Source organism: Chitinophagales bacterium (assembly GCA_017303415.1).
Taxonomy (GTDB): domain Bacteria; phylum Bacteroidota; class Bacteroidia; order Chitinophagales; family Chitinophagaceae; genus SpSt-398.
The window spans coordinates 2061002-2073676 of the sequence record JAFLBJ010000001.1 but is presented as its reverse complement, the minus strand read 5'-3'; the positions used below and the strand labels follow the sequence as shown (position 1 = coordinate 2073676).

General features: G+C 45.9%; 9 protein-coding genes, 1 tRNA gene and 1 riboswitch. Of the genes, 3 read left to right on the top strand and 7 right to left on the bottom strand.

Features of this window, described 5'->3' with window-relative positions; all coding sequences use genetic code 11:
• The first annotated feature begins 67 nt into the window (after positions 1–67).
• Both glmS and J0M30_08970 read left to right on the top strand, forming a co-directional pair.
• Positions 68–1903: a glutamine--fructose-6-phosphate transaminase (isomerizing) gene (gene glmS, locus J0M30_08975; protein MBN8667623.1), complete on the top strand. Its 1836-nt coding sequence runs from the start codon at positions 68–70 to the stop codon at positions 1901–1903.
• A gap of 23 nt (positions 1904–1926) precedes the next feature.
• Positions 1927–4047 (top strand): DUF4954 family protein, encoded by a 2121-nt coding sequence (locus J0M30_08970; protein ID MBN8667622.1) that lies wholly within the window; start codon positions 1927–1929, stop codon positions 4045–4047.
• Here the strand turns inward: J0M30_08970 and J0M30_08965 are convergent, their stop codons facing one another.
• From J0M30_08965 to J0M30_08940, 6 genes are all read right to left on the bottom strand, one after another.
• Positions 4048–6195, bottom strand: coding sequence for a hypothetical protein (locus J0M30_08965; GenBank protein MBN8667621.1), 2148 nt, complete (start codon positions 6193–6195; stop codon positions 4048–4050).
• 111 nt (positions 6196–6306) lie between these two features.
• A complete protein-coding gene (locus J0M30_08960; GenBank protein MBN8667620.1) occupies positions 6307–6513 on the bottom strand; it encodes a hypothetical protein in 207 nt (68 codons plus the stop codon).
• Between the two features lie 36 nt (positions 6514–6549).
• Positions 6550–7863 (bottom strand): ribosome biogenesis GTPase Der, encoded by a 1314-nt coding sequence (der, locus tag J0M30_08955; protein MBN8667619.1) that lies wholly within the window; start codon positions 7861–7863, stop codon positions 6550–6552.
• A gap of 66 nt (positions 7864–7929) precedes the next feature.
• Positions 7930–8796, bottom strand: coding sequence for a GTPase Era (gene era, locus J0M30_08950; protein ID MBN8667618.1), 867 nt, complete (start codon positions 8794–8796; stop codon positions 7930–7932).
• A gap of 103 nt (positions 8797–8899) precedes the next feature.
• Positions 8900–8971: transfer RNA gene (locus J0M30_08945), tRNA-Met, on the bottom strand.
• A gap of 169 nt (positions 8972–9140) precedes the next feature.
• A complete protein-coding gene (locus J0M30_08940; GenBank protein MBN8667617.1) occupies positions 9141–9869 on the bottom strand; it encodes a DUF2807 domain-containing protein in 729 nt (242 codons plus the stop codon).
• A gap of 88 nt (positions 9870–9957) precedes the next feature.
• A riboswitch (TPP riboswitch) is annotated at positions 9958–10062 on the top strand.
• A 54-nt stretch (positions 10063–10116) separates the two neighbouring features.
• Here J0M30_08940 and J0M30_08935 point away from each other — a divergent pair.
• Entirely contained in the window at positions 10117–12282 is a 2166-nt protein-coding gene (locus J0M30_08935) for a TonB-dependent receptor plug domain-containing protein (protein ID MBN8667616.1), read from the top strand.
• Between the two features lie 83 nt (positions 12283–12365).
• Here J0M30_08935 and J0M30_08930 read toward each other — a convergent pair whose 3' ends face one another.
• Complete coding sequence (locus tag J0M30_08930; protein MBN8667615.1) at positions 12366–12674, bottom strand: rhodanese-like domain-containing protein; 309 nt, start codon at positions 12672–12674, stop codon at positions 12366–12368.
• Between the last annotated feature and the right edge of the window lies 1 nt (position 12675).

Genomic DNA, 12675 nt, shown 5'->3' with positions numbered 1-12675 from the left:
GGTTCCTTTTTATGACCTTTGCAAGCAAATTGAATATCCTCCATTTTAACCACCTAATACGTCTTCTATGTGCGGAATCGTTGGTTACACAGGCCCCCGCGAAGCCTACCCGATCATCATCAAAGGATTAAAGCGCCTGGAATACCGGGGCTATGATAGCACCGGTGTTGCGTTGCAAAACAAGGAACTGAAAGTCTATAAGAAAAAAGGAAAGGTGGCCGATCTGGAAGAAACCCTGATCGGAAAAGACGTTCATGCACACACTGGAATTGGTCATACGCGTTGGGCCACCCATGGTGAACCTTCTGACCGAAATGCCCATCCGCACCGCTCTGCTTCCGGAAGACTGGCCATGATCCACAACGGAATCATTGAAAATTATGCCCAGATCAAAAAAGAGCTTTCTAACAAAGGATATATTTTTCACAGTGACACGGATACCGAGGTGCTGTTGAATTTCATTGAAGAGATTCAAAAGAACAATGAATGTGGGCTGGAAGAGGCTGTCCGGATCGCGTTAAAAAGGGTCACCGGCGCCTATGTGATTCTCCTGATCGATGAAAAAGATCCGGAGACCATCATTGCTGCACGCAAAGGAAGTCCGCTGGTGATCGGTATAGGTAAAGGCGAACATTTTCTTGGCTCCGACGCCACCCCCATGCTGGAATATACCAAAGAGGTGGTCTATGTGAACGACTATGAACTGGCCATCGTTAAACCCGATGAACTGATCCTGAAAAATCTCGGGAATGAAAAGGTAACCCCCTATGTACAAAAACTGGATCTTGAATTAGCTGCTATTGAAAAAGGCGGATATGAACATTTCATGCTCAAAGAGATCTTTGAACAGCCGGATACCATCTATGACTGTCTTCGCGGTCGGCTTGACCCGGCAACAGGAACGATCACCATGGCCGGTGTGGAAAAAGAGCTTGATAAATTAAAAAATGCTGACCGTATCATCGTCATTGCCTGTGGCACCAGTTGGCATGCCGGTCTGGTAGCCGAATATATATTCGAAGAACTTTGCCGCATCCCGGTGGAGGTAGAATATGCTTCTGAATTCAGGTATCGCAATCCGGTTATAAGACCAGGTGATGTGATCATGGCTATTTCCCAAAGTGGTGAAACAGCCGACACCCTGGTGGCTATAGAAAAAGCGAAAGAGCAGGGCGCATTGATCTTTGGAATCGTTAATGTGGTGGGTTCTTCCATTGCCCGCGCTTCGCAAACAGGTGCTTATACCCATGCCGGTCCTGAGATCGGGGTGGCTTCCACAAAAGCTTTCACCGCCCAGTTGGCTGTACTTACGATGGTAGCCCTGAAATTGGGAAAAGAAAAAGGAACCATTTCGGAGGAGCGATATCTTCACCTTGTCAACGAACTCCATGCCATTCCTGAGAAAGTGACCAAGGCGCTGGAGTTATCCGCCAGCGTAAAACAACTGGCAGAAAAATATAAAGACGCGAATGATTTTCTCTATCTCGGTCGAGGATATAATTTTCCGGTGGCTTTGGAAGGAGCACTCAAATTAAAAGAGATATCGTATATCCATGCCGAAGGCTATCCGGCCGCTGAAATGAAACACGGCCCAATAGCCCTTGTGGACGAACACCTGCCAGTGGTCTTTGTCGCCACACGTGATTCCTACCATGAAAAAGTGGTGAGCAATATGCAGGAGATCAAAGCCCGAAAAGGAAAAGTGATCGCCGTGGTCAATGAAGGAGATCTGGATACCGCCTCGCTTTGTGATGATGTCATGTGGGTGCCGGCTGCCGATGAGATCGTAGCCCCGATGCTGAGTACGATCCCGCTTCAACTCCTGGCCTACTATATTGGTGTAGCCAAAGGATTGGATGTGGACAAACCCCGTAACCTGGCTAAATCGGTGACCGTTGAATAAAGTCCCTCATTCATACCAATACCATGAATAGACGCCCCCTGAAATCGCTCGGTTATGGCTTTGTCAAACCCGAATACATCCCCAAGGGAAAAGATGAATATTACCTTCGGAATATACAGAACCGAAGTGGGATCAACTACCGTGAGCTTTCCGCGTATGAGATCGAAGTATTGGTACGGAACAGAAATACATCCGACAACTGGAACAATGTACTGGTATCAGATGCCTTCAATCCCGAACTCGTCAAAAACTGTAAGTTTTATGGACTGATCCGTATTGGTAAACTGGAACCCTATTTTCTGGAATACCATGATGTGAAAATGGCGGTAGGCTTGTACGATAGTACACTTATCAGTTGCGACTTTGGAGACAATGTGGTCATCAGCAATGTAAATTATCTTTCCCATTATATCATTGGTAATGAAGTGATGATTGTGAACATCAACGAAATGTCCACAACCGACCATGCCAAATTTGGTAACGGGATAATAAAAGAAGGAGAAAAGGAATCGGTACGTATATGGCTGGAAGTTTGCAATGAGAACGCCGGCCGAAAAGTACTTCCATTCAATGGCATGTTGCCTGGAGATGCCTGGCTATGGTCAAAGTTTCGGGGCGAGAGTTGGTTGATGAAAAAACTGATTGACTTTACGGAACGGAAATTTGACCGGCAGCGGGGGTATTATGGAAAAATTGGTGACCGTACCGTGATCAAAAATGTACGGATCGTCAAAGATGTATGGATCGGAACCGATGCCTATATCAAAGGGGCGAATAAGATCAAGAATGTTACGATCAATTCCACCCAGGAGGCCAGGTCACAGGTAGGAGAAGGTTGTGAACTGGTAAACGGGATCATTGGCGAAGGATGCCGGATCTTTTATGGCGTAAAAGCTGTTCGTTTCTTCCTGTCGGCCCATTCCCAACTTAAATACGGGGCGCGATTGATCAACTCCTACCTTGGAGACAATTCAACGATATCCTGTTGCGAAGTATTGAATTCGCTGATCTTTCCTGCCCATGAGCAACACCACAACAATTCATTTCTGTGCGCGGCCCTTGTGATGGGACAAAGCAATATGGCCGCCGGGGCAACCATCGGCTCCAATCATAACAGCCGGGGTGCAGATGGAGAGATAATTGCCGGAAGAGGTTTCTGGCCCGGGTTATGTGTAAGCCTCAAACATAATTCCAGGTTTGCTTCTTTTACCATCATTTCCAAAGGAGATTTTCCAGCAGAATTAAATATCCCCTTTCCTTTCTCACTGGTAAGTCACGATGTGTCCAATGATCAGATCACGATCATGCCCGGCTATTGGTTTATGTACAATATGTATGCCCTGGCCCGTAATTCACAAAAAAGCCGTGACCGTGATAAAAGGCTGGTAAAGTCCACCCGGATTGAATACGATTTTCTGGCACCGGACTCGGTAAACGAAATTTTCACAGCGCTGGCGCTTTTTAAGAAATATCGGACAAAAAAGAATACCGGTGAGGACATTGACCTAAGCAAAGCCGGACTGGAAAATTCCAAACGAAAAGTGATTGCCCGGAAAACCCTGAGGGCTGAAAAAATCTATCAGGAACTGATCACTTACTATGCAGGCATTCACCTGGTAGGTTATATTCAGCGTCATGGTATCCGATCCTGGACTGGGCTGCGTGCCATGCTCCCCTCCCGGTTAAGCAGAACCAACTGGGTCAATATGGGCGGGCAACTGATGCCTGAATCCTCCCTGCAAACTTTGTTCAAACAAATAAAATCAGGCAGGGTCAATTCATGGGATCAGGTGCACGAATTTTATGAAAAGAATGCGGCCATTTATGAGGAACAGGTATTTCAGCATGCCCTGGCATCATGGCTCGAACTAAACGAAATGCCTCTCTCCCGCTTTGGGAAAAAAGATTTGCTCACCATTCTGCAGGAAACGCTTGATATCAAAGAGTGGATGACCAAGGGCGTGTACGAATCAAGAGCCAAGGACCACCACAACCCCTTCCGGAAAATGGTATATGATTCCACTGCAGAAATGAATAGTGTAATTGGCAAATTGGAGGAAAACCCATTCATTCAGCAACAAAAACAGGAGTTCCTCCAATTCAAAAGAAAAACCAGACAGCTGATCCGTCAATTCAGTGCCTGATCACCGATTTTGAAACGGAATAACCGGGTAGGTTTTATTTGCAGAACAAATACGCATCCAGAAATGCCCCTTCTCTAATTTTCCCAATTGTACCGGGCATCGGTTTTTACCCTTTCCCAATACGAAGGGCCACTGAAGCCTTATTCTCCCTGCAAGGTCAAGTACCTGTATTAGTACACGCTCCTTTTCTTCACCAATGATATCCAGCGTTGCACGATCATTCACCGGATTAGGGAATAACCGCGCCGTAGGTTTTTGATTAAGCCAAATCCTGGTTCGAATTACAGGTGATAGTTCTGTTTTGCCTGACCCCTCTCTTAATCTTATGCGGTAAGCGAGCACAGGGTTTATATCCACTTCCCCCGACAGATGATCATCCGCTACCAGTGAACTATCCACCCAGGTATGATGACTTTGCTGTGTGGCGGGTAAAGATGCTATCGGGCTAAAATCCTCGCCATTGAGTGACCGTTCAATTTCAAACCGATCTGTAAGACCGGGAATATCCCCCATTCGCCAATTCAACCGCCAACCATTTTTCTCTTCTTTCAACTCACAGTGTACAAAATGCAGAGGCAAGGGGTTGACGGGTTGACTTTCACTACTGGCCAAGGTGAGGAATCCACCTTTCTCCACTGGTGAGGCCGTGGCTAACATACCCGTTAGCGGATTATTCGAAATGGTTTCAAAAGCACCCTGTCCCATGTTTTGCCAGCTACCTTCTCCATTGTTGTAGGCTACGCGAAGGGTGGGCGCATCATTCGCAAAACTCATTTCCCCTACCATGATTTCCATCTGGCGGGGAGCAGCCTCCTCCGTTGAATTTACCCGCCAATATTCAACCTGGCTGATGTGGGATAGATCCGGATCCAATACGGCAGCTTCCATCTGCCGGGGATCCTGACGGTGATAAGAAATTTCCCAATGATCGGTTTCCATCCCTTCCGCTGTTGCGCGCACTTTAACCGGAGCATAGAAACCTCCCTCGCCAATGGGAAAGACAAAGTCGATATTGCCTTCTTTCAATACAGGCCCATTGACATGACTACCCGGACCTGCTCCAACCCAATGAGCAACCAGAGGAAATACCAAAGGACTGGACGGCCCGGCATTTACCTGCCCATTAGAGAATATGAATTGATAAGGAACGGTTAGCGGAGATTCCAATTCAATCCCTTGAGGATTGTCAACCCGCATCCACAAACTATCTCCCAAAAAAGCTGCTCCCGGATCCATCCTGACCATTTGCCATTGCGCACCTTTGAACAGGATACCTGGTTTTCCGGATCCTGTTTCTACAATATTCCCCTTTATATGGACAGGTCCGCCGGTTAGTAATTCTGTTGGATAACTGCCACTGGAAAGATTCAATACACTACCAGTGTCCACAAAGAGCAAACCCTCCACCCCCAATTGATTTTGGATATTATGGGTGTAGTCGGCCCCATTTAATAAGCGAAAATCCCCGCGAATGGACAGTCTGTTTACACCCGAAGAAACATAGGTCTTATTTCCTCCGGCTGCCATGCCCATTAAATACAAGGAACCGAAAGTCCGACCCGATCCGGAAAGTACATAACTCGTTCCCGGTGTACCAGGTACATCAAAAGAAAATATTCCTTTCTCTGTTCCTGGTTGTGTGGAAAGCCGGGTGACAAAATTATTGGTGTGGCCACGGGGTGTACGATGAATATATTTGCCGCCATTGTTGATCCGAAAGAAATTGTCCGCAGATACCATTACCGGTGTACCCGAACTGGCTCCGGAGGCATTCAGAAATACGGCCCCGCTATCAAGTACCAGGGCATCCCCTGAACCTGTGGCCAGAAAGGCAGGATTGGCAGTATTCGTCAAAGGCAGCGTTAACTGGATGGATTTCCCACTGGAAGGCTTGATCTGCAAATGAGACAAAGTCACCAATACATTGCCATCGGGCAATCGTACTTCAAAGTTTATCGATAATAAAGAATGGTCCAAAAGCACATCATCAGTCGGGAGAGGTACCTGATCATGCTGCCAATTAAACGGATCGTTCCATGACAGGTTGTCCCCGTCGCCATCCGAATTTCCATCCCATTTGACCTGTGCGTCTACGGAAAAAGAAAAACAAATTGTGAAGCCCCAAAGGGCAAGGATCATTTTTTTCATAAGGAGGTTTTTGAGGTTGAAAACAATAGGCAAAACTACTACTGATAAGTATCGGCATAAAAAAACCTCCCGAATTTGGGAGGTGAAAAATCTATCAAAAATTTGGTGAAATCACCGTTTTGGAACGGGAAGAAGTTTGAGCAGGGTATCTGCCTGGTGCGCATCACTGTCGGCCATTTCCTGCAGGTCTTTTGCTACATCTGCTTCTGATGGTGTAGCGTTAGTGGTATCAGCCTTGTTCTCTGTTTTGGTATTCTCTGTGTTATTACAAGCTGCCAGAGAAAGGGCGAAGAGGGAAACAAGAAGGATTCTTTTCATATAATCGGTTTTAATATTGAATGGTTCAAAGTTAAACTACTTTTTCCGGAAGAAGATACGAACGGGCACCCCACTGAATTTGAAATTTTGCCTTAATTGGTTCTCCAGGTAGTTCATATAAGGCTTTTTAATATCGTCCGGAAAATTGGTAAAGAAAGCAAATGATGGTACCGGTGTAGGTAACTGGGTAATGTATTTTATTTTGATGAGGTGTCCCCGTACCATGGGTGGATGATAAGATTCCACCGCTTTAAGCATGATATCATTTAGCTTGGAAGTAGGAACTTTACGGCTTCTGTTCTCATATACATCCAATGCCATCTCGATAGCCTTGAATATCCTGGTTTTTTCTAAAGCAGAGATGAAAAGAACCGGTACGTCTGTAAAGGGCGCCAGTCTTTGCTTCAATTGTTTCTCATAATCACGGGCTGTGTTGGTGGATTTTTCCATCAGGTCCCATTTATTCACCAGGATCAGCACCCCTTTCCCTTTCTTTACGGCCAGGCTGAAAATGCTCAGATCCTGTGCGGTAATCCCTTTTTCAGCATCCAGCAATAACATGCATACATCAGCCTCGTCTACAGCTTTGATGGCGCGAATGACAGAATAAAATTCAAGGTCTTCGTGAACCTTTGATTTTCTGCGAATACCCGCTGTATCGATCAGGATGAATTCCTTTTGATACATATTGTAATGTGTGTGGATGGTATCCCTTGTGGTTCCGGCCACATCACTGACGATGGTACGTTCCTCCCCGATCAGGGCATTTAGCAGGGAAGATTTTCCCACATTGGGTTGCCCAATGATGGCAAACTTTGGTAACTCCTGTTCACGCTTAACTTCCTCAGAGGCGGCTTCGGGTATGCCTTCGGCGATTGCATCCAGCAATTCACCCGTACCACTACCACTGATCGATGACAGGAAAAAGGTATTGGCAAAACCCAGGCTATAAAATTCATTGGCCAGGAGCATCCTGTCCCCGTTATCCACTTTGTTCACCACGAGATAAACCGGCTTATTGCTCTTACGCAGCACTTTGGCCATGGCACCATCCAGATCGGTGATCCCTGTAGCCACATCCACCATAAATACAATGGCATTGGCTTCTTCCACGGCTATGACCACCTGCTTGCGAATCTCTCTTTCAAAAACATCTTCACTATCCGGTACAAAACCTCCGGTGTCCACCACATTGAAGTTTTTGCCATTCCAATCGGCAACCCCATACTGACGGTCACGGGTAACCCCACTGACATCATCCACGATGGCCTTTCTTTGCTCCAACAAACGGTTGAAGAAAGTGCTTTTCCCCACGTTGGGGCGCCCGACAATGGCGACTGTGTATCCCATGCTTTATCGATTAATTGAATTTAAAATGTGAATGCTATTAGCTTTTAGCAATTGGGTAGCTATTAGCTAATACCCGTATTCCCGCAAATACGTTTCGTTATCTCTCCACTTTGGCCTGACTTTTACAAACAATTCCAGGAACACTTTCTGTCCCAAAAATTCTTCCATTGATTTTCGCGCCTCGGTCCCTAATTTTTTGATCATGGATCCTCCTTTTCCAATCAGGATGATCTTTTGTGTTTCCCGCTGAACGATAATTTCAGCCGTGATCTTGATCAGGCTTTCCTTTTCTTTGAACTCCGTGACCACTACCGTTGAATGATAGGGAATCTCTTCTTCATACAGCTCATAGATCTTTTCCCTTACCAGTTCCCCCGCAAAAAAGCGGGTATTCAAATCCGAGATATCATCTTCCGGAAAAAAGGGAGCGCCCTCGGGTACCGCTTCTACTATGGCCGCCATTAATTCCTTTACCCCGGCTCCTTTCAGGGCCGATACAGGAAAACTTCGTTGAACGTATTTCTTTGCGGAGAAAAAATCAGTCAACCCCTTTACCCTATCCGGTTTTACCGCATCGATCTTATTGATGATCAGATAGGCCGGTACCTTCAGGTGAAGAGCTTGAAAAATGCTGTCAACCTCATCCGGGTTTTCCCGGGCTTCCACCATCAGGAGGGCGAGATCGGCATCTTCCAAAGAACTTTTTACCGCCGACATCATTTTTTCATGGAGGCGGTATTTCGGTTCAATGATACCAGGGGTATCGGAAAAGATCACCTGATACCCTTCTCCGGTTACAATACCCTTGATCCGATGACGGGTTGTTTGCACCTTATGAGATACAATGGCGAGTTTTTCCCCCACTAAAGCGTTGAGAAGCGTGCTCTTGCCCGCATTGGGCTTACCGAAGATATTGACAAAACCGGCTTTCATTTTTTTTGACAAACCGGTAACAATGGGCTCTGTCAAAAAAAGGAGGTAGTCAGATTCATTGCGCCGGCAAGAATAAAAACGGGGACTTAAAGGTCCCCTTTTGTTGCGAAGGGGAGGATCGAACTCCCGACCTTCGGGTTATGAGCCCGACGAGCTACCGCTGCTCTACTTCGCGATGTGGGCGCAAAGATAGGAAGTTGAGGGAAAACAGCCAAATGAAATAAGAAATAAGGAAGAAAAAATAAGGAATGAAAAAGGGTCGGAAACAATTCGTTTCCAACCCTTTCTCATTCCTTATCTGTTATTTGACGTTCTTTATTTTTTCTTCCTTATTTCTTATTTTCTCAGGATTTTCTCGAGATCGAACTTGCCCCGCTGGTCTTGATATTGCGAACGGTTCCCTCTCCTTTATACTTGATATCAGAAGCTCCGCTAACCTTGGCCGAGATTTCTTTGTTTACAGTGATCTGGATGCTGCTGGCTCCACTGGCTTCAATATCGCAATAATCAGTTTGGAAATCGATGCTTTTGAATTCGCTGGCCCCACTGCAATTAATTTTAAGGTCAGTGGCCTTCCCTTTGATTTGAATATCGGAAGCACCGCTTAATTCTACATTGAGTTTATTGACCTGGATATCGGCATTTTTCATATCTGTGGCACCTGAAAAATCAAGGCTAAATTCATCGGCTTTCAGGGTGGTCAGTACGTGTACATTACAGGCACCGCTGGCTCCCAATTTTTTTATCGATTTGAAGGAGATATATACTTTCAGATCCATTTTACTTGAATTCCAACCTTTCCATTTTTTGGGATGGTCATAATCCACATACAGGATACCGTCTTTCACCTGAACGACGATATTATTCTTGTACTCTTGTTTGGAGGCACTTACCGCCACTGCATCTTCACTGGCCTGGGTCAGATACACATCAAATGAACTGGATACCTTGATACTATGAAAACCGGCGACCTGCCGTACCTCAGCATTGGGGTCGTTTACAACTGCGGTTTTTTGGGCGCCGACCCCCAAGACAAAGAGGGATAGGCAAGCAATGAGTAGACTCTTTTTCATGGTCGTTTGGTTTGTTATTTTAAGGTAGTACGAAGGGGAAGGAAAAAAGTTACAAACCACCCAAACTTTCGTAGTTTTGCTTGTTTTTCAGCGATTCCCGGGGTGTTCCCTGCCTGCTGGCAGGGATCTGAGATCAAACCCGTAGAACCTGATCAGGGTAATGCCTGCGCAGGAAAGGAGACAAACCCTTGTATTCTCCCCTGTTTACAGCATTCCCTCTCATTTTTAAACCTAAAATTTTAAAAAAATGAAGAGGATTGCCATTTTGACCATCCCCATTCTAGCCGGAATGGCCCTGTTTGGACAGGAAAAACCGGCGCCAACTGACAGTGTCCGTCTCCTCGAACCCGTGGAAGTAAGATCCACCCGGGCCGGGGAAAATGCCCCTTTTACAAAGACCAATCTCTCCAGGGAAACGATCAGCCGGAACAATTTGGGCGCTGATCTGCCTTTTTTGCTCAATCAGGTTCCTGGAACCGTGGTTAATTCAGATGCCGGAAACGGCGTAGGTTATACCGGTATACGGATCCGGGGTACCGATGCCAGCCGGATCAATGTAACCCTTAACGGCATCCCTTTTAATGATGCCGAAAGTCAGGGTGCCTTTTTTGTCAACCTGCCCGATTTTAGTTCATCGGTGAGCAGCATCCAGGTTCAGCGGGGTGTGGGTACCTCCTCGAATGGGCCCGGCTCCTTTGGGGCCACTATTAATATCAGTTCCCATGAAACTACCCTGGCCCCTTACCTGGAACTGAACAATAGTGTTGGCTCCTTTAATACATGGAAAAATACACTCAAAGTAGGTACTGGGCTGGTGGGAGGCCATTTTACCACAGACTTCCGTCTTTCACGTATCACCAGTGATGGATTCATAGACCGCGCGGAAAGCAGACTCGAATCCTATTATTTCTCTACTGCCTGGATCAACAAGCGATCAAGTATTCGCTTCACCCATTTTGCCGGAAAAGAAAAAACCTATCAGGCCTGGTATGGTATCCCTGCCAGTGATCTGATCAATAATCGAACGGCCAATTATGCCGGTACTGAACGACCGGGCACACCTTATGACAATGAAACCGACAATTATAACCAGGATCATTTCCAGCTCTTTTTTCAACATGACCTGAACAATGCCTGGAAATTCAATACCGCTTTTTTTTATGTAAAAGGCAAAGGATATTATGAACAATACAAAGCCGGTGAATACTATGCCGATTATGGGCTTGTCCCGCCCGTCTATGGCAACGATACTATTTTTAGTACGGACCTTGTTCGACAGCTTTGGCTGGACAATGATTTTTATGGGCAAACCTTTTCCCTTTTTCACCGGAAAGGAATCTCGCAACTGACCATCGGTGGCGGATGGAACAGGTATGAAGGAAAACACATTGGCACAGTGATCTGGGCGCAGAATGGATTGGGAAAGGATACCCGATGGTATGAACATCCGGCCCTTAAAACCGATCTCAACCTGTATGTAAAGGAGCAGGTCAATTTTTCCAAAGACTGGTTTGGTTTTATTGACCTCCAATACCGCGGACTCCGCTATAATATCAACGGGTTTCGGAACAACCCTGGAGTGAACATAGATAACTACTACCATTTCTTCAATCCAAAAGTGGGATTGAGCTATTCCAATAAGGCGGGATGGTCTTCCTATTTATCCTATAGCCTGGGACAAAAAGAACCCAACCGGGATGACTTTGAAGCGGGAGCAGCCCAGCAACCTAAGCCCGAAAAACTAAATGATATCGAATTTAATATTGGAAAAAAGGCAGCGAAATTTCAATGGGATGCCACCTTGTATTACATGCACTATAAAGACCAATTGGTGCTTACCGGGAAAATTAATGATGTGGGGGCTTATACCCGGACCAATATCCCCAAAAGCTATCGAATGGGTATTGAATTGAATGGATCGGTAAAAATCAATTCCCTCTTGTATTTTGCCGGCAATCTTGCCCTGAGTCGAAACAAGGTGATCGATTTTACTGAATATGTGGATGATTATGACAACGGTGGGCAATTGAGTTTTACCTACGATAGACCTGATATTGCCTTCTCCCCCTCGGTTGTGGCCAGCGCCACAGTAGGTTTTATTCCCATCAAAAGGCTGGAGTTGGATTGGATCAGCAAATATGTGAGCCGGCAATACCTGGATAACACGCAAAACGTAAACAGGAGCCTTGATGCTTTTGCGGTGCAAGACCTGCGTTTGATCTGGACACCCTTCAAAAAGCATTTTGCCGATACCCGGATCATTGCCCAGGTAAACAACCTGCTGGATTCAAAATATGAACCCAACGGGTATACCTTCAGTTATCAGTATGGCGGGGAATTGACGACGGAGAATTATTATTTCCCCATGGCAGGCAGGAACTTTGTTCTGGCAATAAACCTGGCTATAAAATAATAGCCCTATAAATCAGTTTCCCGCGGTGCCTGTACAGAAACGCCGCGGGAAACTTCACTTCTTATAATCCTGCTTTCTTTAGATCAGGGTTTTATTTTCTCCTGCCACTCCAGCATTCCGCCTACAAGATTTTTGGTATTGGTAAAGCCCATGGTTTCCAGCAGAAGACAGGCAGTGAGGCTTCGTTTGCCACTGCGACAGTGGATGATGACCTCTTCATTTTTGAGTGATTCAATATCATCTACCTGGAAGGATTGTATCTGTCCAAGGGGAATCAATTTTGCGCCGATATTAAATTCAGCATATTCATTGGGTTCGCGAACATCGATGATGTTCAACTTTTCACCCGCATCCATGCGGGATTTCAACTCTTCAACCGTTATATTTTCCATG

Excerpts from the sequence above, each read along its gene's own strand:
- glmS (MBN8667623.1), top strand. The coding sequence starts at position 68 with ATGTGCGGAATCGTTGGTTACACAGGCCCCCGCGAAGCCTACCCGATC.
- J0M30_08940 (MBN8667617.1), bottom strand. The coding sequence starts at position 9,869 with ATGAAAAAGAGTCTACTCATTGCTTGCCTATCCCTCTTTGTCTTGGGG.
- era (MBN8667618.1), bottom strand. The coding sequence starts at position 8,796 with ATGAAAGCCGGTTTTGTCAATATCTTCGGTAAGCCCAATGCGGGCAAG.
- J0M30_08970 (MBN8667622.1), top strand. The coding sequence starts at position 1,927 with ATGAATAGACGCCCCCTGAAATCGCTCGGTTATGGCTTTGTCAAACCC.
- der (MBN8667619.1), bottom strand. The coding sequence starts at position 7,863 with ATGGGATACACAGTCGCCATTGTCGGGCGCCCCAACGTGGGGAAAAGC.
- J0M30_08935 (MBN8667616.1), top strand. The coding sequence starts at position 10,117 with ATGAAGAGGATTGCCATTTTGACCATCCCCATTCTAGCCGGAATGGCC.
- J0M30_08960 (MBN8667620.1), bottom strand. The coding sequence starts at position 6,513 with ATGAAAAGAATCCTTCTTGTTTCCCTCTTCGCCCTTTCTCTGGCAGCT.
- J0M30_08930 (MBN8667615.1), bottom strand. The coding sequence starts at position 12,674 with ATGGAAAATATAACGGTTGAAGAGTTGAAATCCCGCATGGATGCGGGT.
- J0M30_08965 (MBN8667621.1), bottom strand. The coding sequence starts at position 6,195 with ATGAAAAAAATGATCCTTGCCCTTTGGGGCTTCACAATTTGTTTTTCT.